Here is a 21,404-nt window from a genome sequence, read left to right as displayed (position 1 = left end):
CGCGCAGGTAAAACGAAACGTGTGACGCCTCATACGGGGGCCCCGAAGACAGGACTGAGCCTCATATGAGCAAGCCGGAGAACGGATCCGTCCTCGACCGCGTGCGCGGGCTCGCGCGCGAGATCGCCAGGTTCGGGGCCGTCGGCGGGCTGGGGGTCCTGGTCAACCTGGGCGTCTTCAACCTGATCCGGCAGGTCACCGATCTCCAGGTGGTGCGCGCGAGCGTGATAGCCACCCTGGTGGCCATCGTCACGAACTACCTGGGCTTCCGCTACTTCGCCTACCGGGACCGGGCCGACCGGACCGGAGCGGGCCGCACCCGTGAGCTCGGGCTGTTCGTCGCGTTCAGCGCGATCGGGCTCGTGATCGAGAACGGCATCCTGTTCACGGCCACCTACGGCTTCCACTGGGACGGGCCGCTCGCCTCGAACTTCTTCAAGTTCACGGGCATCGGCATCGCCACCGTGTTCCGCTTCTGGTCCTACCGCACGTGGGTCTTCAAGGCCCTGCCCGCGCCGTCCACGGCCTCGCTGGTCGTCGAGCAGCGCGACGGCCAGGCCGCAGCGGACGCGCAGGCCGCGGCGGCGCGGACCCCGGAGACCGCCGCGAACTGAGGCACCCCGCCCGCGGCCGTCGCCCGCGGCCGCCCTCAGCGGACCGTCCGCTCCGGCTCGGAGCGCTCCGGCGCGGTCCGGCTGAGGAACAGGGCGAACACCGGCGGCCGGGTCTGGAGCAGCTCCAGACGGCCGCCGTCGGCCTCCGCGAGGTCCCGGGCCACGGCGAGGCCGATGCCGGTGGAATTGCGGCCGCTGATGGCCCGCTCGAAGATCCGGTTGCCGAGGTCCGGCGGGACGCCCGGCCCCTCGTCCGTGACCTCCAGGACGGCCTGGTTGCCGATCACGCGGGTCCGCAGGGCCACGGTGCCGCCGCCGTGCATGAGGGAGTTCTCCACCAGGGTCGCCAGGACCTGCGAGACCGCGCCCGGGGTGCCCACGGCCCGGATGCCGGTCTTCCCGGAGCGGACGACGGCCCGGCCGGCGCTGCGGTAGGCGGGGCGCCACTCCTCCAGCTGCTGTTTGACGACCTCGTCCAGGTCGAAGGGGACGGCCGAGCCCGTGCGCGGGTCCCTGGAGTTCGTCAGGAGCCGCTGGACCACGTCGGTCAGCCGCTCCACCTGGGTGAGGGCGATCGTCGCCTCCTCCCGTACGGTCTCCAGGTCGTCGGTGACGGTGATCTCCTCCAGCCGCATCGACAGGGCCGTGAGCGGGGTCCGCAGCTGGTGCGAGGCGTCCGCGGCCAGGCGCCGCTCGGCGGTGAGCATGCGGCCGATCCGCTCGGCGCTGGAGTCCAGTACGTCCGCGACCCGGTCGAGCTCGGGGACCCCGTACCGCTTGTGGCGGGGCCGCGGGTCGCCCGATCCGAGGCGCTCGGCCGTCTCGGCGAGGTCGGTGAGCGGGGAGGCCAGCCGGTTGGCCTGGCGTACGGCGAGCAGGACGGCCGCCACGACGGCGAGCAGGGCGACGGCGCCGACCACGGCCAGGGTCCGGCCGACCTCGCGGGTGACGGTGGAGCGGGACTCCTCGACGACCACGGTCTCGCCCTGCTCCCCGCGGGCGGTGCCGCGGACGACGCTGCCGGTGATGCGCGTCCCGATCTCGACCGGTTCCCGGCCGGGGATCGTGATCCGGGCGTACCGGCCGGGGTCGAGCTGTTCGGTGAGCGCCCCGGCGTCGACCGGCTTCTTCTCCAGGACGTCGCTCTCGACGATGCCCACCAGCCGCAGCGCCTCGGACTCGACGCGGTCCTGGGCGCTGCTGGTGATGGTGCGGGTCTCGACGATGACGAGGGAGACCCCGAAGACGGCGATGACGACGAGCACCACGGCGAGCGTGGAGTTGATCAGGCGGCGGCGCATGGATCCGAGGATGCCCTAGATATACGGTCCCGGGTGGCCGCAGCTCGGCCCGAAGGCACTCGCAGCTCTGCCCGAAGGCGCTGTCAGCTCTTCTCGAAGCGGAAGCCGACCCCGCGGACGGTGGCGATGTAGCGGGGGTTGGCCGCGTCGTCGCCGAGCTTCTTGCGCAGCCAGGAGATGTGCATGTCGAGGGTCTTGGTGGAGGACCACCAGGTGGTGTCCCAGACCTCGCGCATGAGCTGGTCGCGGGTGACGACCCGGCCCGCGTCGCGCACGAGGACGCGCAGCAGGTCGAACTCCTTCGCGGTGAGCTGGAGCTCCTCCTCGCCCATCCAGGCGCGGTGCGATTCGACGTCGATCCGCACCCCGTGGGTGGCCGGGGCCTGGGAGGCCTCGTTGGCGCCGCGCCGCAGGAGGGCCCGTACGCGGGCGAGCAGCTCGGCGAGCCGGAAGGGCTTGGTCACGTAGTCGTCGGCGCCGGCGTCCAGGCCCACGACCGTGTCGACCTCGTCGGCGCGGGCGGTGAGGACCAGGATCGGGAATCCGTGGCCCTCGGCGCGCAGCCGGCGGGCGACCTCCAGGCCGTCCATGCCCGGCAGGCCCAGGTCGAGCACGACGAGGTCGATGCCGCCCTGCAGTCCCGCGTCCAGGGCGGTGGGGCCGTCCTCCCGGACCTCGACCTCGTACCCCTCCCGGCGCAGGGCGCGGGCCAGGGGTTCCGAGATGGATGCGTCGTCCTCGGCGAGCAGTACACGCGTCATGTGGGTGATGGTAGTCCGCGGCGGACGAAAGCAGAGGCCCGCCTGCAAGTCCCTGTCTATCTGGGCTCATCGAGCCTTGACGGCCTTCGAATGTGGCCAGTTGGTTCCACTGTCGCCTGTGATCCATATCTCAAGTACTTTCATATGCGCCACTGTCGTGTCGTATGGTGTCGAGACGCCTGATGCACTACCTCCACGAGACTTTCGAGCGAAAAGCAGCCGAAAGTCTCTATTTCTGCCCTGATCGGGCAGGCATTGTTGTCGCACCGCCCGTTCCGGGCAGATGACAGTGAATGACCTATGGGCCGGGCCCTTCGCGCGACGGAGCGCGGCGGGCGTGGATCCCGGTTGTGGATGTTCTTTCGTCTTCGCCCCCGCGGAGCGAACCCCCGGGCGTGGGGTCCGAACACCCGAAGCCGGTACCGGCCACCCCTCACCGGGCGCCTTGTGCTCACGAAGCCGCGCGTCCCGAGCAAGCAAGGATCGACCATGGCTTCCAGCCTGACGAAGGGCTCGGTGGACCCCTCCGCCGAGAAGACCTTCTTCGGACACCCCCGTGGCCTGGCCACTCTGTTCATGACCGAGATGTGGGAGCGCTTCTCCTACTACGGCATGCGCGCCCTCCTCGTCCTGTACTTGGTCTCCGGCGGCGCCGACGCGGCCACCGGCAGCCAGGGCGGCGGCCTCGCCTTCACGATGGCCACGGCCACGGCGATCTACTCCGTGTACGTCGCGATGGTCTACCTCATGGCCATGCCCGGCGGCTGGTTCGGTGACCGTGTCTGGGGTGCCCGCAAGACGGTCGCCATCGCCAGCTTCGTGATCATGGCCGGCCACGTCTCGCTCGCCATCCCCGGACAGGCGATGTTCTTCGTCGGTCTGATCCTGGTCGCGGCCGGTTCCGGTCTGCTGAAGGCCAACATCTCCACGATGGTCGGCCACCTCTACGACGGCCCGGACGACCCGCGCCGTGACGGCGGCTTCACGCTGTTCTACGTGGGCATCAACCTCGGTGCCTTCGTCGCGCCCTTCGTCGTCGGCACCGTCGGCGAGAAGGTCAACTGGCACCTCGGCTTCCTGCTCGCCGCGGTCGGCATGGCCCTGGGCCTGGTCCAGTTCCTGATCGGCACCAAGAGCCTGGACCCGAAGAGCAGCGTGGTGCCCAACCCGCTGTCCGCGCAGGAGCGCAAGGCCGTCATCACGAAGGTCGCCATCGGCGCCGTCGTGGTCGCCGCCTTCTACGGCATCGTGGCCGCCCTGGGCATGTACACCCTGAACTGGGCGCTCGTCCCGATCACCCTCGCGGGTCTGGCCATCCCGGTCGCCGTCCTGCTGAAGATCAAGCGCGACCGCGACCTCTCGGGCACCGAGCAGTCGAAGATGACCGCGTACATCTGGTTCTTCGTCGCCGCCGCCGCGTTCTGGATGATCTACGACCAGGGTGGTTCCACCCTGTCGCTGTTCGCCGACTCCAAGACCGCGGACACCATCTTCGGCCTGGGCTTCCCGGCCACCTGGTACCAGTCGCTGAACCCGCTGTTCGTGATGTCCCTGGCGCCCGTCTTCGCCTGGCTGTGGCTGTGGCTGGCGCGCAAGAACCAGGAGCCGAACACCATCGTGAAGTTCGCGATGGGCCTCGTCCTGGTCGGCGCCTCCTTCTTCGTCTTCATCGTCCCGATGAACATGGCCGGCGACGGCACCAAGGTCTCCCCGATGTGGCTGGTCTCGATCTACATGATCCAGACCATCGGTGAGCTGTGCCTCTCCCCGGTCGGCCTCTCGGTCACCACGAAGATGGCCCCGCAGAAGTACGCCTCCCAGATGATGGGCGTCTGGTTCCTCGCGGTCACCGCGGGCGACTGCATCACCGGTCTGCTCTCCATCGGCGGCGTGGACCTCAACGGCACCGGGGTGATCGCCCTCGAAGCGACGGCCGCCGTCCTCGCCGGTGTGGCGGTCTACGCGTACCGCAAGAAGGTCCAGTCCCTGATGGGCTCCGTGCACTGACGCACCCCCTCCCCGCGGACCTGAACGGCCCGGCACACCTCACGGTGTGCCGGGCCGTTCTGCTGTCACGGGTTACCGCTGGCCGCGCAGGCGGCGCCACGGGGTGAAGGTGAAGACCGCCGCGCCGAGCAGCATGACCGTGCCGGCGACCAGGGCCAGGGCCTTGATGCCGCCGTCGTCCGACGCTCCGGTCTGGGCGAGGCCGCCCGGGGTGCCGGAGCCGGAGGCGCCGCCCGAGGTGCTCCCGCCCGAGGTGCCGGAGCCGCCGGGCTGGGCGGCGGTGTCCAGGGTGAGCGAGGCCGTGGCTCCGCTCGCCGTGCAGGGCACCACGATCGGCGCGGAGCCCGGGGCCATGACCACGTTGATCGTCAGGTTGCCCGGGGTCAGCGTGGTCTTGCCGGTCTTGCCCGGCTTGTAGGTGCCCTTCATGTCACTGAGGCTGACCGGCGCGCCGCCCTTGATCGGCTCGGCGTTGCCCGGACCGGTGACCTTGACGGTGCCGCTGTCGGCGCCGCCGAGCTTGACGTCCATGGCGGGCTGGAGCGCGCCCGCCGGGAGGTCCATGGGGCTGTTCATCACGCCCTTGGCCGTGGTGGCGGTCAGGTCGTAGCTGCCGCCGTTCTTCTTCGCGTTGATCGTCACCTTGCCCTTCAGGGGGCCGCCGGGCATGAAGGACCCGCAGTCGAAGGTGACGTCCACGGTCTGGCCGGGGAAGTCCGTCTGGCCGCCGCCGGACGGGGAGGGCGCGGGGCTGGTGGGCGGAGCCGACGTGGGCGGCGGGGTGGTCGGCGGCTTGCTGGTGGGCGGGGGGCTCGTGGGCGGCTTGCTGGTCGGCGGCGGCGTGGTCGGCGGGGTGGTGCCGCCGCCGGCCGTCACGTCCAGCTCCAGGGACGGCCCCGGATTGTTGCCCGGGGTGCAGGTGGAGGTGGTGCCCAAGGCCTTGATCAGCAGGACGCCGGCGGTGAAGGTGACCTTGCCGGACTTCTTGGGCGTGTAGGTGCCCGACAGGTCGCTGATCTTGATGGGGGTGTTGGCCGGGATCGGCTCGGGGTTGGCCGGGCCGGTGACGTCGACCTCCCCCGGATCCGCGCCGCCCAGCACGATCTTCGCGCTCGGGGTCATCGCGCCCTTGCCGAGCTCGACGGGGCTGGAGGAGACGCCCTTCTGGAAGGACATCGTCAGCTTGTACCCGCTGCCCTCCTTGACGGCCTTGATGTCGATCGGCGAGACCGCCGACTTGTCCCCGATCGGCGTCTTGCAGTCGTACTGCACGTCGACCACGGCCGCCTGAGCCGGCGTGGCCCCCATGGCGATGCCCGCGCCGCCGAGCAGCAGCGCGACAGCGGCCGCGCTCGCCCTCCGTTGGGTGTTCACTGAAGTCCCTTCGTCGTCGGACTGTTCTCAGACGGTGCGGACGTCTGTGGTGCAGGTGCTTCGGTAGGTGCCTCTGTTTCCGGTGTCCCCGGCGCGCTGTCCGGGGTGAACCACGGCAGTGCCGCCGTGGTGGTCTGTGGGGGTTCGGCCGGCGGAGCGGAGCGGGCCAGCGGTCCTCGTACGGGGCCTCGCGCGGGCCCCCGTACCGCCGGGATCCGGGGCAGCCGGGCGGTCACCGCCGCCGCCGGGTCGGGCTGCGGCCGGGAGCCGCGGTGGCGGCCGCCCGCCGCGAGACCCGCGCGGGGGCGGGCCTTGTCGACGACGGCCATGCCGATCCGGAAGATCGCGGCCGGGATCACCAGCAGGAGCAGGCCCCAGAACAGCAGCACCCCGTACGGGCGGGCCACGCCCCAGGGCTGCGTGGCCAGGACCGTCTCCCCGTACTTGAGGGAGAGGGTGTAGTCGCCGTGGGCGCCGGCCGGCAGGGTGGCGTCGAGGGAGACCTCGGCCTTGCCGCCGGGCGGGACGGTGCCCTTCCAGCGGACCTCTTCCCAGGTCGGCGCGAACACCCCGTGGGCGGTGCCGAGCTGGAAGACCGGGTCCTTGACCGCGGCGGAGCCGAGGTTGCCCACGGTGACCGTGAACTTCCGGCCGGGCGGGGCCCCGAACCAGGTCAGCACCCCGTCCTCGCCCTTGAGCCGGACCCCGGTGAGCAGCGCGAGCCGGGCCGTGCCGCCCTCGGCGGGCAGGTCGGCCACCGGGTGGTCGGTGATCTTCAACGGGGCGGCGACGGTGGACTGGTCCCCGTTGACGGAGGTCACGTTGACCACGCAGGGGCAGGGCTTGGGCGGGGCGACCACCGGGAGCTGGGCGGAGAAGTGCCCGTCGTCGGCGACGGAGACGGCCACGCCGTCGGCGTTGGCGCAGCTGTTGGTGCCGCCGATCATGTTCTGGCCGCAGACCAGCAGCATCACCATGGTCTTGGGCCGCCAGCCCGTTCCGGTGACGGCGATCTCCGTGCCCTTGGCGGCCTCCTTGAGCGAGAGGGCCACGGCGGGTTTGGGCCCGTCGTCCGCGGCGGCCGGGGCCGCGGTGGACAGCGCCAGCGCGCACACCGCCAGCCCTGCCGCCAGCCCCGCGCGTCCCGCGGCGACCAGGGCCCTGACCTTCCCGCCGTGTCTCCCACCGGCCATGGCGCTCACCTGGGTGCTCCCGTCAACTCGTGATCCGGCGCTGGTGCTTCTTCGGGTACGGCGCTCCCGTGCGGTGCGGGCCCGGATCCGGGCCCGTCGCCGGACCGGGTCCGCCGCTTGCGTTCCAGGAGCAGCGCGGCCGCCACGACGGCGCCGAGGCCCAGCAGCCCGAGGCCGGTCGCGCCCGCGATGCCCCAGGGCACGAACCAGGCCGAGGTGCTCCCCGTGGCGCGGGCCCCGCCGGGGGCCGTGACGGTGAGGGTCAGGGCGACCCGGTCGAACACGGGCGCGCCGGGCCAGGGTTCGGTCAGCTCGACGCGCTGGCCGGGCAGCACCTCGACCGGCAGGCTGCGGACGCTGCGGCCGGCGACCTTGCCGAGGGCGCCCTCGGCGCTGATGGCGAGCTCGGGGGCGAGGGCCACGTTGCCGCGGTTGACCAGCGTGTACGCGACGCGCGCGGTCGCACCCTTGCCCCGTACGGCGACGTCCTCGACCGTGAGCGCCGCCAGCGCCGGGCCGTCGACGCGCAGGTGGACCCGTACGCCCACCTCGCGCCCGGCCTCGGTGGCGACGACGGCGGCCGGGTGGTCCCCGGGCGGGGAGCCGGGCGGCACGGTGACGGTGAAGGGGACCACGGCGCGGGTGCGCGCCGGGACCTTGACCGTGGTGACCGCGCCGAAGCTGATCCAGAGGCCCGCGCCGGCCGACTCCCTGGCGGGGCGCACGGCGAAGGCGCCGTCCGCCGTGTTGTAGGCGTCGGCGCCGCGCAGGGTGATGGTGTGCTCCTGGTCGCTGGTGTTGGCCAGGGCGAGGCGGTCCTCCAGCACCGTGCCGGAGGTGCCCGCGAGGTAGAAGTACGGGCGGGCCCCGGACTTCGCCGCCGCCGGTGCGCTCCCGGCGACGGGCTCGGCGGTCCAGCCGGGCTCGTCGGCGGCCGCCGTGGCCGCCGTCGTGCAGGAGAGCACGGCGGCGGCCACGGCGGCGAGGGCGGCGCGAAGCAGCCCTGCGGACCTTCGGGGCGAACGGGGCACGGACATGGCCGGGTGCGCTCCGTTCAGGACCGGGCCCGCTGGCCGCGGCGGGTCAGCCAGAGCACGCCGGCCGCGCCGGAGAGGATCACGGTGGCGCCGAGGGTGCCGAGGGCGATGGCGGAGTCCTCGGGACCGGTCTGCGGGAGGCTGTCACCGGTGGATCCGGTCGAGCCCGTAGATCCGGTGGAGCCGGTGGCGCTGCCGCCTCCGGGGGCCGTCACGTCGAGTTCGAGGGACGGCTTGGGGCTGTTGCCCGGGGTGCAGGTGGTGGTCGTCCCCATCGCCTTGATCGTGAGCACGCCGGCGGTGAGCGTGACCTTGCCGGACTTCTTGGGCGTGTAGGTGCCCGAGAGGTCGGTGATCTTGATGGGGGTGTTGGCCGGAATGGCCTCGGGGTTGGGCGGACCGGAGACCGGTACCGACACCTTCTCCGCGCCGTCGACCACGATCACGGCGCTGGGCGTCATCGCGCCCTTGCCGAGCTCGATGGGGCTGGAGGAGACGCCCTTCTGGAAGGACATCGTCAGCTTGTACCCGCTGCCCTCCTTGACTCCTTTGATCTCGATCGGCGAGACCGCCGACTTGTCCCCGATGGGGGTCTTGCAGTCGTACTGGACGTCGACGACGGCCGCATGGGCTGCGGGGGCGGCCAGCAGTACCGCCGCCCCCGCCAGCGCGGAGGCCAGCGCGAGCGCGGTGGAGCGTTTCCGGTCGGACACCTTCGTCTTCCCCTCGAACCTTGGGCCACAAGTTACTGACGGCACATCAGATTGGTGGCTCAAGGTAGCCCCGGGGCCCTACGGAGGGAAGACAAAGGACAGGGCCGTATCAACAGTCCGGATTCAGCCTGTTTCAGGCCGTCTTGAGACCCTTCTGCCAGACGGCCGAGACCAGCGGGACGCCCGGCCGGTAGGCGAGGTGGACGTGGCTGGGCGCGTCGAGCAGGGCCAGGTCCGCACGGGCGCCGGGGGCAAGGACGCCGATGTCGGTGCGGCGCAGGGCGCGGGCGCCGCCGGCCGTGGCGGACCACAGGGCCTCGTCCGGGGTCATCCCCATGTCACGGACGGCCAGCGCGATGCAGAACGGCATCGAACTCGTGTAGGAGGAGCCCGGGTTGCAGTCGGTCGACAGCGCCACGGTGGCCCCCGCGTCCAGCAGCCGGCGGGCGTCGGGCCACTGCGCGCGCGTGGAGAACTCCGCACCGGGCAGCAGCGTGGCGACGGTCGTGCCGGCCGCCTGCGCGAGGGCGTCCACGTCGGCGTCGGTGAGGTGGGTGCAGTGGTCGGCGGAGGCGGCTTCCAGCTCGACGGCGAGCTGGACGCCGGGGCCGTGGGAGAGCTGGTTGGCGTGGACGCGCGGGATCAGTCCGGCGGCGGCGCCGGCGGTGAGGATCGCCCGGGCCTGGTCCCCGTCGAAGGCGCCCTTCTCGCAGAACACGTCCACCCAGCGGGCGTACGGGGCGCAGGCGGTCAGCATCTCGCCGGTGACCAGGTCCACATAAGCCGCCGGGTCGTCGGCGTAGTCCGGGGAGACGATGTGCGCGCCGAGGTAGGTGACCTCCTCGGTGTGCGCGGCGGCGATGCGGAGGGCTCGTGCCTCGTCCTGGACGGTGAGGCCGTAGCCCGACTTGGTCTCGAAGGTGGTGGTGCCCTGGCGGCGGGCCTCGTGGAGGTGGCGCACCAGGTTCGCTTCGAGCGCGGCGTCGGAGGCGGCGCGGGTGGCGGCGACGGTGGTGCGGATGCCTCCGGCGGAGTAGCTGCGGCCGGACATGCGGGCGTTGAACTCCGCGGTGCGGTCGCCCGCGAAGACGAGGTGGGAGTGGGAGTCGACGAAGCCGGGGATGGCAGCCCGGCCCTGCGCGTCGTGGGTCCCGTCCGCCGCGGGGGCCTGGGCTGCGGGGCCGACCCAGGCGATCCTGTCGTCCTCGATGACGACGGCCGCGTCCTGGATCAGGCCGAGGGGGGAGCCGTCGCCGAGGGCGGGGTCGTTGGTGACGAGGCTGCCGATGTTCGTGATGACGGTGGTGGTCGTCATGGGTTCCTCTCAGGACTGTTCGTTCCCCCACCCCTCCCCTTCCCGAAACCGGGCTCCGCCCGGACCCGTTGCCGGCGCTCCGCGCCGGTGCGCTCGAACGCCGCGCGGCTGAATTCAGCCCCGCCGGCGTTCGAGGCGCGGGGTCCGGGGCGGAGCCCCGGTTTCGGGAAGGGGCGGGGTGGGGGAAGGAGCACGCCGCAGGCGGGGGGTCAGCCGCGGAGGGCGGCGATGGAGTCGGCCAGGGCCGACGGGACGTCGGGGACAAGGGTGTGCGCGCCGTCACGGACGATGTGGCGGCCGCCCACCACCGTGTGGCGGACGTCCGCCGCCGAGGCGGCGAAGACGGCCGTCTCCGCGCCGAGCCGGGGCAGCGCACCGGCCGTGCGGACGGAGTCGAGCGCGATCGTGGTGAAGTCCGCGAGCGCACCCGCCTCCAGGCGGCCCGCCTCCGTCCAGCCGAGGGCGGCGTGCCCGTCCTCGGTGGCGGCCGTGAGCAGGGCGTTCGCCGTCCAGTGCCCGCGCGTACGGCTGCTCAGGCGCTCGTTCAGCTCCATCGCCCGCGCTTCTTCGAGCAGGTCGATCACCGCGTGGCTGTCGCTGCCCAGGGAGAGCGGGCTGCCCGCGCGCTGGAGGCGTACGGCCGGTCCGATGCCGTCGGCGAGGTCGCGTTCGGTGGTGGGGCACATGCAGGTGCCGGTGGTGGTGGAGCCCAGGAGCGCGATGTCCGCGTCGGTGAGGTGCGTGTTGTGCACCCCGGTGGTGCGCGGGCCGAGGACCCCGTGGTCGGCGAGCAGTTGGGTCGGGGTGCGGCCGTGGGCCGCCAGGCAGGCGTCGTTCTCGGCGGTCTGCTCCGAGAGGTGGACGTGCAGCGGTGCCCGGCGTTCGGACGCCCAGGCGGCGACGGTGGCGAGCTGTCCCGCCGGTACCGCGCGGACCGAGTGGATCGCGGCGCCGATCAGGGCGTGTTCGCGGGGCTTGAGGGCCGAGGCCCGCTCGGCCCAGGCGTCCGCGGTGCCGTCGGAGAAGCGCAGCTGGTGCGGGTTGGGGGCTTCCCCGAAGCCCGCGGACAGGTATGCCGTGTCGAGGAGGGTGATGCGGATGCCGGCCTCGGCGGCGGCCGCGATCAGGGCCTCGCCCATGGCGTTGGGGTCGGCGTACGGGACTCCGCCGGGGGCGTGGTGGACGTAGTGGAACTCGCCCACCGCGGTGATGCCGGCCAGTGCCATCTCGGCGTAGACGGCGCGGGCGAGCGCGAAGTAGCTGTCCGGGGTGAGGTTCTGGGCGACCTTGTACATGAAGTCGCGCCAGGTCCAGAAGGTGCCCGAGCCGACCTGCACCGTCGAGCGCAGGGCCCGGTGGAAGGCGTGGCTGTGCGCGTTGGCGAGGCCCGGGACCGTGAGGCCGCGCAGGACCTCCGCTCCCGGGGGCGGGGTCTCGACCCCGGTCCGCAGGGCGGAGATCCGCCCGTCGTCTGATTCCGCGGCGGAGCCGCTGGTGGACACGGTCAGGGCGACGCCCGGCTCGACATGGGTGCCGAGCCAGGCGTGCTCCAGCCAGTACGTCTTCAACGGCACGCCAGGCCTTCCAGTACGTCGGCGAGGGCGAGGACGCCCGCCACGCAGTCGTCCTCGGCGGCGAACTCCCGCGGGGAGTGCGAGACCCCGGTGGGGTTGCGCACGAACAGCATGGCGGTCGGGACGGCCGCCGAGAGGATCCCGGCGTCGTGTCCCGCACCCGTGCCGAGCACGGGGACGGACCCGCCGAGGATCCGGTTCATCTCCTCGCGCAGGGCGTGCTCGAACTCGACGACCGGGGTGAAGGACTCCCGGACCACGTCCAGGTCGATCCCCTCCGCGTCCGCGCGCTCGCGGGCGGCCTTCTCGATCGCGGTCACGACCGTGTCGAGGGTGGCCTGGTCGGCGGCGCGGGAGTCGAGCCAGCCGCGGACCAGCGACGGGATGGCGTTGACCCCGTTGGGCTCGACGGAGATCTTCCCGAAGGTGGCCACGGCCCCGGCGAGGGCCGCCTCGGCGCGGGCCGCGAGCACGGTCTGCGCGTACGTGAGCATCGGGTCGCGGCGGTCGGCCAGCCGGGTGGTGCCGGCGTGGTTGGCCTCGCCGCGGAAGTCGAAGCGCCAGCGGCCGTGCGGCCAGATCGCGGAGGCGATGCCGACCCGGTCCCCGGAGAGGTCGAGGGCACGGCCCTGTTCCACGTGCAGTTCGACGAAGGCGCCGATGCGGGCGAGGCGTTCGGGGTCGGCGCCGATGGCGGCCGGGTCGTATCCGGCCGCCTCCATGGCCTGCGGGAGGGAGATCCCGTCCGCGTCGCGGAGCGCGTACGCCTTCTCCTTGGTCAGCTGCCCGGCGGCCAGCCGGGAGCCGACGCAGGCGAGGCCGAAGCGGGCCCCTTCCTCGTCACCGAAGTTGGTGATGGCAAGTGGCCTGGCGAACTCCGCGCCCCTCCTGCGGAGTTCGTCCAGGGCCGCGAAGGAGGACACCACCCCGAGGGGGCCGTCGAAGGCCCCGCCGTCGGGGACGGAGTCCAGGTGGGAGCCGGTGACGACGGCGTCACCGGCCAGCGGGTCGCCGAGCCAGGCCCACTGGTTGCCGTTGCGGTCGGTCTCGTACGCGAGCCCGCGCGCCTCGGCCTGCGCCTGGAACCAGGTACGGCAGTCGGCGTCGGCGCCGGTCCAGGCGTAGCGGCGGTAGCCGCCGGAGTCGGCGTGCCGGCCGATGGGCCGGAGCTCGGCCCACATCTCGTGGAACGAGGCTCCGGCGGTGGCGTCCTCGCTCACGCGGAGTCGCCCTCCCGCATCGGGATGCGGACGCCGCGCTCGTCGGAGACCGTCTCGGCGATGTCGTAGCCGGCGTCGACGTGGCGGATGACGCCCATGCCCGGGTCGTTGGTGAGCACGCGGCGGATCTTCTCGCCCGCGAGCTTCGTACCGTCGGCCACGGTCACCTGCCCGGCGTGGATGGAGCGGCCCATGCCGACGCCACCGCCGTGGTGGATGGAGACCCAGGAGGCGCCGGAGGCCACGTTGACCATGGCGTTGAGCAGCGGCCAGTCGGCGATCGCGTCGGAGCCGTCGAGCATGGCCTCGGTCTCGCGGTACGGGGAGGCCACCGAGCCGCAGTCCAGGTGGTCGCGGCCGATGACGAGGGGGGCGGCGAGGGTGCCGTCGGCGACCATCTCGTTGAAGCGCTCGCCGGCCTTGTCGCGCTCGCCGTAGCCGAGCCAGCAGATGCGGGCGGGCAGGCCCTGGAAGTGGACGCGCTCGCCGGCCATCTTGATCCAGCGGTGCAGGGACTCGTTCTCGGGGAAGAGCTCCAGCATCGCCTTGTCGGTCTTGTGGATGTCCGAGGCCTCGCCGGACAGCGCCGCCCAGCGGAAGGGGCCCTTCCCCTCGCAGAAGAGGGGGCGGATGTAGGCGGGGACGAAGCCGGGGAAGGCGAAGGCGCGGTCGTAGCCGGCGAGCTGGGCCTCGCCGCGGATGGAGTTGCCGTAGTCGAAGACCTCGGCGCCGGCGTCCATGAAGCCGACCATGGCCTCGACGTGCTTGGCCATGGACTCTCGCGCGCGGGTGGTGAAGCCCGCCGGGTCCTTGGCGGCGTAGTCGGCCATGTCGTCGAAGTCGACGCCGGTCGGCAGGTAGGCGAGCGGGTCGTGGGCGGAGGTCTGGTCCGTCACGATGTCGATCGGCGCGCCCTCGGCGAGCATCTGCGGGAGCAGGTCGGCGGCGTTGCCGAGCAGGCCGATGGAGAGCGGCTTGCGGGCGTCGCGGGCCTCGACGGCGAGCTGCATCGCGTGCCGCAGGTCGTTCGCCTTGACGTCGAGGTAGCGGTGCTCGATGCGGCGGTCGATGGCGCGCGGGTCGACGTCGATGCAGATGGCGACGCCGTCGTTCATCGTCACGGCCAGCGGCTGGGCGCCGCCCATGCCGCCGAGGCCGGCGGTGAGGGTGATGGTGCCGGCCAGGGTCCCGTTGAACTTCTTGGCGGCGACCGCGGCGAAGGTCTCGTACGTCCCCTGCAGGATGCCCTGGGTGCCGATGTAGATCCACGAACCGGCCGTCATCTGGCCGTACATGGTCAGGCCCAGGTTCTCCAGGCGGCGGAACTCCTCCCAGTTGGCCCAGTCGCCGACCAGGTTGGAGTTGGCGAGGAGCACGCGCGGGGCCCACTCGTGGGTCTGCATCACGCCGACCGGGCGGCCGGACTGGACGAGCATCGTCTCGTCCTGCTTGAGGGTCTGGAGGGTGCGGACCATGGCGTCGTACGAGCGCCAGTCGCGGGCGGCCTTGCCGGTGCCGCCGTAGACGACGAGCTTGTCGGGGTGCTCCGCGACCTCGGGGTCGAGGTTGTTCTGGAGCATCCGCAGCGCGGCCTCCTGCTGCCATCCCAGGGTGCTCAGCTCGGTACCTCGTGCGGCCCGTACGGGGCGGGGTCCTGACATGGCGGTGCCTCCTCCGATGTTGGTCAATCCATTCACATCCTCGCCCCCTGAATAGATTCAGTCAACAGCTGCGGAGGGACGCGCCGTATGATGGGATGGCGGACATGGCAGTCGACGCACACGCGCAAACCGCCGCAGGCCCCGCCGAGCAGTCCGCCGAGCGCTCCGCCCGGCGACGCGACCTGGCCGTACGGGCCGCCGTGGACCAGGGCCTGATCGACGAGGACTCCCCCCTCCTCTGCCTGCTCGACACGGCCGGCATCCGCGCCTCCGCCGCCGCCCTGACCGAAGCCTTCGCCCGGGCCCTCGCCCCCGGCACCCCCGTCCTGCACGCCTTCGCCGTCAAGGCGGCCCCGCTCGTCCCGGTACTGCGGCTGCTCGCCGACGCCGGGCTCGGCTGCGAGGTGGCCAGCCCCGGCGAACTGGCCCTGGCCCGCGCGGCCGGGGTCGCGCCGGAGCGCATCGTCCTCGACTCCCCCGCGAAGACGGCCGCCGAACTGCGGGAGGCCCTCGCCCTGGGCGTCGCGGTGAACGCCGACAACCGCCAGGAGCTGGAACGGCTCGACGCCCTCGTCGCAACGGCGCCCACCGCCTCCCCGATCGGCCTACGGATCAACACCCAGACCGGCGCCGGCACCATCGACGCCCTCTCCACCGCCACGGCCACCTCCAAGTTCGGCATCGCCCTGCGCGATCCGGGCGCGCGCGAGTGGCTCGTACGGGCCTGCCTGGACCGGCCGTGGCTCACCCGACTGCACACCCACTCGGGCTCCCAGGGGGTCCCGCTGCCCCTCATCGCCGAAGGCGTACGGGAACTCCACGCCCTGGCCGAGGAAATCAACACGGCGGCCGGACGCCGCCAGGTCGACACCCTCGACATCGGCGGCGGCCTGCCGGTGAACTTCACCTCGGACGCGGCCGCCCCCACCTACGCGGAGTACGTCGACGCCCTGCGCACGGCCGTCCCCGGGCTCTTCTCGGGGGCGTACGGCCTGGTCACGGAGTTCGGCCGGTCCCTGACGGCCAAAGGGGGCCTGACCCTCTCCCGCGTCGAGTACACGAAGACCACCGGCGGCCGGCCGATCGCGCTCACGCACGCCGGGGTCCAGCTGGCGACCCGTACCGTCTACGCCCCCGCGGCCTGGCCGCTGCGGATCCTCCCCTACTCCGCGAAGGGGGCTCCGCTGACCGGTCCCCTCGCCGCCCAGGACATCGCCGGCCCCGCCTGCTTCGCGGGCGACCTCCTGGCATCGGCGCGGGAGCTGCCGCTCCTCGCCCCCGGGGACCTGGTCTGCGTCCCCGACACGGGGGCGTACGCCTTCACCGCGCACTACGGCTACAACAGCCTCCCGCGCCCCCCGATCCACGGCTTCACCGTGACCCCCTCGGACGAAGTCCGCTTCACCCTGGCCCGACCGGCCCAGTCCCTGCGGGAACTCGTGGCGGAGGCAGGCGGGGACACCCCGACCACCCCGCTCTGACGAAGCCCCCGGGCCGTGCCCCGCAGCAGGCCCGCTGCGCGGGGCGAGGTCCCCTACCCGCCCTTCCACCGTTCCCCGGGCGCTGCCCGGACCCCGGTCCTCAAACGCCGGACGGGCTGAAAGACAGGGTCCCGGGCTGCGCCCGGACCCCCTGGGGCTCCGCCCCAGACCCCGCGCCTCAAACGCCGGCGAGGCTGAAGACGGCCGGGACCGGGAAGGGGCCCCGGGCTGCGCCCGGACCCCTGGGGCTCCGCCCCAGACCCCGGTCCTCAAACGCCGGACGGCTGAAATGCCCCCAGGCGGCTGGACAACTCACCGGGGTCGGAGGGTTGCTGCGTGGGGCGGGGACGGGGACGGGGTGGGGTGTCGGTCTGGACGTAGAGCGTGATTTGTGGCGCGGAAACAGGCCGCGCCCTGTCGGAGTAGGGCAGGGGGCGCCTAAATCATGCAGTCCAGACCGACACCCCACCCCGGCCCCGGCCCCGACCCCCACCCGCAGCCCGCTACTCCACGAACAGCCCCCGCGCCGCCGCCCCCGCGTCGAACGCCTCCAGCCGGGCCTGCGCGTCCGGCAGCGCGTCCGCCATCGCCTCCAGCAGCACCCGCCCCAGCAGCATCGGCGCGCACGCCGTGTCGAAGGCCAGGCCGGTGCCGACGGGTGCCGGGATCAGCAGGTCGGAGTGGCGGGCCACCGGCGCGAAGGCGGAGTCGGCGACCGTGACCACCGTCAGCCCGGCCCCCCGCGCATGCTCCAGCGCCTCCGCGACCTCCTTCGGATGACGCGGCAGCGCGAAGCACAGCAGGGCCGAGGCCCCGGCACCGACCGCCGCGTCGATCCGGTCGGCGAGCATCGAGCCGCCCTCGTCGAGCAGCCGTACGTCCGGATGGACCTTCGCGGCGAAGTACGCGAACCCCCGCGCCTGCGAGGACGCCGCGCGCAGCCCGAGGACGGCCAGCGGCCTCGACCCGGCCAGCAGCCGCCCCGCCTCCCGCACCGGCGCCGGGTCGGCGAGCATCGCGGAGAGCTGCCGCAGGTTCTCGATCTCGCCCTGCACGGCCTGCTGGTACTCGTTGTACGCGTCCTCTTCGCCGCCCCCCGCCCGCTCCGCGGGAGCCACCTCGCGCAGGTGCCGGCGCAGCGCGGGATAACCGTCGAAGCCCAGCGCCACCGCGAACCGGGTCACCGACGGCTGGCTCACCCCGGCCAGCTCGGCGAGCTCCACGCTCGACAGGAACGGCACCTCCGCCGCGCCGCGCACCATGCAGTGCGCGATCCGCCGCTGGGTCGGCGTCAGCCGGTGCCCCTCGAACAGCTTCTGCAGCCGAGCCGCAGGGCTCTCGCTCATCCTGTACCCCTCCGTCCCGCCCGCCCACCCTGCGGCCCAGCGGCCGCCGACGGGATATTCAGTCACCGAGCACTCTGCATGCGGCTATGCAGGACGGCAACCCGATCCCGTCATCCGAGACCTCCCGGCACCTCCCCGGCGCCGCTCCCGGCGCCGCTCCCGACACCTCCCCGGCGCCCTCGCCGACCCCCCTCCCGCCCCCCGTCAATTCGCTTGACCGGCCCACCGCCGGAGCTTGATCCTCAAGGGCCGGCCGCCGAGCTCCACCCGGTCAACCCCCCACCGAATCCAAGCGAATTGGCCCCCATGGTGTCTTCGTCCGTCTCCGCCCCGCCGCGGCCCGCAACCCGCCTGTGGACCCGGAACTTCGGCTTGTTCTTCACCGCCCGCGTCGTGTCGATGCTGGGCGACACGATGATGCCGGTCGCCCTGGCCGTCGCCATGATCTCCCTCGGCTACGGGGTGAGCGGCATCGGGTACGCGCTGGGCGCCTGGATGGGGTCCTTCGCCCTCTTCGTCGTCTTCGGCGGGGTGATCGCGGACCGTTTCCACCCCCTCCCCCAGATGATCGGCGCCGACGCCGTCCGCTGCGTGGCGCAGGGCTCCTTCGCCGTCTACCTCTGGCTAGGCCACCCCGCCCTGTGGTTCGTCATCGGCGGATCGGTCCTCGGCGGCATCGCGACCGCGATGTTCCAGCCGGGCACCTCCAGTCTCGTCCCCCAGGTCTCCACCGACCCCACCCAGGCGAACGGGGTGCTGCGGGTGAGCCAGGGGATGGCCACGATGGCCGGGCCGGCGCTCGCCGGCGTGCTCGTCGCCGCGACCTCCACCGCCTGGGTCTTCGTGATCGACGCCGCCACCTTCGCGATCAGCGGGGTCTGCCTGCTCGCGCTGCGTCTCCCCCGCTTCGTACCCGACCGCTCGCAGTCCACCCTCACGAACCTGCGGGAGGGCTGGGACGAGTTCCGCTCCAGGTCCTGGCTGTGGACCGTGATCCTGATCTGGTGGGTGCTCGGGGTCTTCGTCTGGGGGCCGCTCACCCCGCTCGGCGCGGCCTCGATCATCGCCGAGCACGGCAAGGCCGCCTTCGGGTACGCGGAGGGCGCCTTCGGGGCCGGCTGCGTCCTCGGCGGGCTCGTCGCGATCCGCGTCCGCCCGGTCCGCCCGCTGCTCGGCGGCGGTTTCGCGATGTTCCTGTTCCCGATGATGCCGCTGGCCGCGGCCCTGGTCCCGGCCCTGCCGCTGCTCATGCTCGGCTACGCGATCAGCGGTGTGGGCTGGGCGTTCTGGGGCGTGCAGTGGTCCACCACGGTGCAGACCCAGATCCCCGAGGACCGGCTCAACCGCGTGACGGCGTACGAGGTGGGCGGTTCGATCCTCGCCATCCCGCTCGGCCAGGTCCTGTCGGGCCCGGCGAGCAGCCTCGCCGGAGTCCGCCCGCTCCTGCTGGCCGGCGCCGCGATCAGCCTGGGCTGCGCCCTCGCCCTGGTCGTCGTCCGGCCCGTCCGCAGCCTCGTGCGGCGCGATGCGGCGCCTTCCCGCGATGCGACGCCCTCCCGCGATGCGGGGCCCTCCGGCGGCGCGGTACCGTCCCGCGGCGGGGGCCCCTCCCTCGATACGGGGGCTAGCCCCAGTGCCGCCGGGGCCGGCGGCTCCTAGGGTGACGGGATGGAGTCGCAGGAGCTGAAGAAGGAACTCTCCGCCACGCTCGACGCCCGGCGGGAGCTGGGGTCGGAGTACGAGGCCGCGCTGGTGGACTCGTTCGTGGAGAAGGTCGACACGCAGGTGCGCCGGCGCCTCGCGGAGGAGCGGCTCACCGCTGCCCGCGGTACCCATCCGGGTGCGGCGGACTCCCCGGACGGCAACTTCGGCGAGCGCTTCGGCTTCGCGATCATCACCCTGGTGCTGGCGATCCCGCTCTCGGCGATCGGCGCCGCCCAGGCCCATCTCAGCGGTCTGATCGTCGCCTGGCTCGGCATCCTGGGCGTCAACTACGTCCACGCGACGAAGTTCCGCCGCCGTCACCGGGGCGAGCGCGGCACCGACGCGCTGGACTGACGGGCAGCCCCGCACAGGACCGACGGGTACCCCCGCACAGGGGTGTGCGCGGGGACCGCCGCACCCCGGTTTCCCGGGGGCGGGACGACGGCGGTCCCCGCGCAGGACACGGGCCGGGTCAGGGCCGTCCGCGCGTCCGTGGCGTCCCGCGCGGTCCGGGAGCCGCTCCGGAGGTGCGCCGACGCCGTTCGTGGTGCCGGCCGGGTCCCGGTTTCCCGGGCTCCCCTGCCGACGACCACCACTGTGCCGGAGCCTTGTTAAGCGGGTGCTGCCGTCACGTGACGGGCCCGTACCGTTTGCGCGTCGCCCGCGCGCGGGCCCCGTACCCCGTTCGGGCTACTTGGCGCCCTTGGCCAGGAACGCCAGCAGGTCCTGACGGCTCACCACACCGGTCGGCTTGCCCTCGACCAGCACGATCGCCGCGTCGGCCTCGCCGAGCACCGCCATCAGCTCGGAGACGGGCTCGCCCGATCCGACCTGCGGCAGCGGCGCGCTCATGTGCTTCTCCAGCGGGTCGCCGAGCGAGGCGCCGCCCGCGAACAGCGCGGAGAGGAGCTCCTTCTCGACGACGGAGCCGATGACCTCGGCGGCCATCACGTCGGGGTGGCCGGCGCCCGGCTTGACGATCGGCATCTGCGAGACGCCGTACTCGCGCAGCACCTCGATGGCCTCGCCGACGGTCTCCTCGGGGTGCATGTGGACCAGGGAGGGGATGCCGCCCGCCTTGTCCGCGAGCACGTCCCGGATGCGGGCGGAGGGGCCCGCGTCCTCCAGGAAGCCGTGTCCGGCCATCCACTCGTCGTTGAAGATCTTGCTGATGTAGCCGCGCCCGCTGTCCGGGAGCAGGACGACGACCACGTCGTCCGGGCCGAGGCCCTCGGCCGCCCGCAGCGCGGCGACGACCGCCATGCCGCAGGAGCCGCCGACGAGCAGGCCCTCCTCCTTGGCGAGGCGGCGGGTCATCTGGAAGGAGTCCTTGTCGGACACCGCGATGATCTCGTCGGCCACCTCGGCGTCGTAGCAGGTCGGCCAGAAGTCCTCGCCGACGCCCTCGACGAGGTACGGGCGGCCGGAGCCGCCGGAGTAGACCGAGCCCTCGGGGTCGGCGCCGATGACCTTCACGCTGCCGCCGGAGGCCTCCTTGAGGTACCGGCCGGTGCCCGAGATCGTGCCGCCCGTGCCGACGCCCGCGACGAAGTGGGTGATCTTCCCGTCCGTCTGCTCCCAGAGCTCGGGACCGGTGGTCTCGTAGTGCGAGCGCGGGTTGTTCGGGTTGCTGTACTGGTCCGGCTTCCAGGCGCCCGGGGTCTCGCGCACGAGGCGGTCGGACACGTTGTAGTACGAGTCCGGGTGCTCGGGGTCGACGGCGGTCGGGCAGACCACGACCTCGGCGCCGTACGCGCGCATGACGTTGATCTTGTCAGCGGAGACCTTGTCGGGGCAGACGAAGATGCACTTGTAGCCCTTCTGCTGGGCCACGATGGCGAGTCCTACACCCGTGTTGCCGCTCGTGGGCTCCACGATGGTGCCGCCGGGCTTGAGTGCTCCGCTCTGTTCGGCGGCCTCGATCATCCGTACGGCGATCCGGTCCTTCGCGGATCCGCCGGGATTGAAGTACTCGACCTTGGCAAGGACGGTGGCCTGGAGGCCTTCGGTCACACGGTTGAGCTTCACCAGCGGGGTGTTGCCGACGAGGCTGATCATCGAGTCGTGGAATTGCACCATGTTCTCCAAGGAGGGGACTCCACG

At 72.7% G+C, this 21,404-nt stretch carries 17 protein-coding genes; 5 read left to right on the top strand and 12 right to left on the bottom strand.

Annotated features, from left to right (window positions below):
• Positions 1-65: 65 nt before the first annotated feature.
• A complete protein-coding gene (locus ACZ60J_RS19085) occupies positions 66-614 on the top strand; it encodes a GtrA family protein (protein WP_469683211.1) in 549 nt (182 codons plus the stop codon).
• A 35-nt stretch (positions 615-649) separates the two neighbouring features.
• Here ACZ60J_RS19085 and ACZ60J_RS19080 read toward each other — a convergent pair whose 3' ends face one another.
• Both ACZ60J_RS19080 and ACZ60J_RS19075 read right to left on the bottom strand, forming a co-directional pair.
• On the bottom strand, positions 650-1,915 hold the full coding sequence (locus tag ACZ60J_RS19080; RefSeq protein WP_469683209.1) for an ATP-binding protein: 1,266 nt from the start codon (positions 1,913-1,915) through the stop codon (positions 650-652).
• Positions 1,916-1,998: 83 nt separating this feature from the next.
• On the bottom strand, positions 1,999-2,676 hold the full coding sequence (locus tag ACZ60J_RS19075; RefSeq protein ID WP_250736849.1) for a response regulator transcription factor: 678 nt from the start codon (positions 2,674-2,676) through the stop codon (positions 1,999-2,001).
• A 489-nt stretch (positions 2,677-3,165) separates the two neighbouring features.
• Here ACZ60J_RS19075 and ACZ60J_RS19070 point away from each other — a divergent pair, with 489 nt between their 5' ends.
• Positions 3,166-4,683: a peptide MFS transporter gene (locus ACZ60J_RS19070; protein ID WP_469683207.1), complete on the top strand. Its 1,518-nt coding sequence runs from the start codon at positions 3,166-3,168 to the stop codon at positions 4,681-4,683.
• A 72-nt stretch (positions 4,684-4,755) separates the two neighbouring features.
• Here the strand turns inward: ACZ60J_RS19070 and ACZ60J_RS19065 are convergent, their stop codons facing one another.
• The 8 genes from ACZ60J_RS19065 to hutU all read right to left on the bottom strand — a co-directional run bounded on the left by ACZ60J_RS19065 (position 4,756) and on the right by hutU (position 14,770).
• The gene (locus ACZ60J_RS19065; protein ID WP_469683206.1) at positions 4,756-6,057 is read right to left on the bottom strand and encodes a hypothetical protein; all 1,302 of its coding nucleotides are present in this window, start codon (positions 6,055-6,057) and stop codon (positions 4,756-4,758) included.
• The gene (locus ACZ60J_RS19060; protein WP_469683204.1) at positions 6,054-7,250 is read right to left on the bottom strand and encodes a hypothetical protein; all 1,197 of its coding nucleotides are present in this window, start codon (positions 7,248-7,250) and stop codon (positions 6,054-6,056) included. The genes ACZ60J_RS19065 and ACZ60J_RS19060 overlap by 4 nt, the downstream gene beginning before the upstream one ends.
• A 5-nt stretch (positions 7,251-7,255) precedes the next feature.
• Positions 7,256-8,287: a hypothetical protein gene (locus ACZ60J_RS19055; RefSeq protein WP_469683202.1), complete on the bottom strand. Its 1,032-nt coding sequence runs from the start codon at positions 8,285-8,287 to the stop codon at positions 7,256-7,258.
• A gap of 17 nt (positions 8,288-8,304) precedes the next feature.
• Complete coding sequence (locus ACZ60J_RS19050; protein ID WP_469683201.1) at positions 8,305-9,000, bottom strand: LPXTG cell wall anchor domain-containing protein; 696 nt, start codon at positions 8,998-9,000, stop codon at positions 8,305-8,307.
• Between the two features lie 133 nt (positions 9,001-9,133).
• On the bottom strand, positions 9,134-10,315 hold the full coding sequence (gene hutI, locus ACZ60J_RS19045) for an imidazolonepropionase (protein WP_469683199.1): 1,182 nt from the start codon (positions 10,313-10,315) through the stop codon (positions 9,134-9,136).
• Between the two features lie 209 nt (positions 10,316-10,524).
• Positions 10,525-11,889 carry a formimidoylglutamate deiminase gene (locus ACZ60J_RS19040; RefSeq protein WP_469683197.1) on the bottom strand — a complete coding sequence of 455 codons (1,365 nt, stop codon included), beginning with the start codon at positions 11,887-11,889 and terminating at the stop codon, positions 10,525-10,527.
• Positions 11,880-13,070 carry an allantoate amidohydrolase gene (locus ACZ60J_RS19035; RefSeq protein WP_469683306.1) on the bottom strand — a complete coding sequence of 397 codons (1,191 nt, stop codon included), beginning with the start codon at positions 13,068-13,070 and terminating at the stop codon, positions 11,880-11,882. Before ACZ60J_RS19035 ends, ACZ60J_RS19040 begins: the two co-directional genes overlap by 10 nt.
• A gap of 35 nt (positions 13,071-13,105) precedes the next feature.
• Positions 13,106-14,770 carry a urocanate hydratase gene (gene hutU / locus ACZ60J_RS19030; RefSeq protein WP_469683195.1) on the bottom strand — a complete coding sequence of 555 codons (1,665 nt, stop codon included), beginning with the start codon at positions 14,768-14,770 and terminating at the stop codon, positions 13,106-13,108.
• Between the two features lie 95 nt (positions 14,771-14,865).
• On the opposite strand from hutU, the gene ACZ60J_RS19025 reads away from it, so the two are divergent.
• Positions 14,866-16,251: a type III PLP-dependent enzyme domain-containing protein gene (locus ACZ60J_RS19025; protein WP_469683194.1), complete on the top strand. Its 1,386-nt coding sequence runs from the start codon at positions 14,866-14,868 to the stop codon at positions 16,249-16,251.
• Between the two features lie 503 nt (positions 16,252-16,754).
• Here the strand turns inward: ACZ60J_RS19025 and ACZ60J_RS19020 are convergent.
• The gene (locus ACZ60J_RS19020; RefSeq protein WP_469683192.1) at positions 16,755-17,597 is read right to left on the bottom strand and encodes a MurR/RpiR family transcriptional regulator; all 843 of its coding nucleotides are present in this window, start codon (positions 17,595-17,597) and stop codon (positions 16,755-16,757) included.
• A 306-nt stretch (positions 17,598-17,903) separates the two neighbouring features.
• Between ACZ60J_RS19020 and ACZ60J_RS19015 the strand changes: the two genes are divergently transcribed.
• Entirely contained in the window at positions 17,904-19,256 is a 1,353-nt protein-coding gene (locus tag ACZ60J_RS19015; protein ID WP_469683190.1) for an MFS transporter, read from the top strand.
• 9 nt (positions 19,257-19,265) lie between these two features.
• Entirely contained in the window at positions 19,266-19,655 is a 390-nt protein-coding gene (locus ACZ60J_RS19010) for a hypothetical protein (protein ID WP_469683188.1), read from the top strand.
• 336 nt (positions 19,656-19,991) lie between these two features.
• Here the strand turns inward: ACZ60J_RS19010 and ACZ60J_RS19005 are convergent, their stop codons facing one another.
• The gene (locus tag ACZ60J_RS19005; RefSeq protein ID WP_469683304.1) at positions 19,992-21,377 is read right to left on the bottom strand and encodes a cystathionine beta-synthase; all 1,386 of its coding nucleotides are present in this window, start codon (positions 21,375-21,377) and stop codon (positions 19,992-19,994) included.
• Between the last annotated feature and the right edge of the window lie 27 nt (positions 21,378-21,404).

Source organism: Streptomyces sp. NPDC104226 (assembly GCF_055584085.1).
This window is presented reverse-complemented; position numbering and strand designations above follow the sequence as displayed.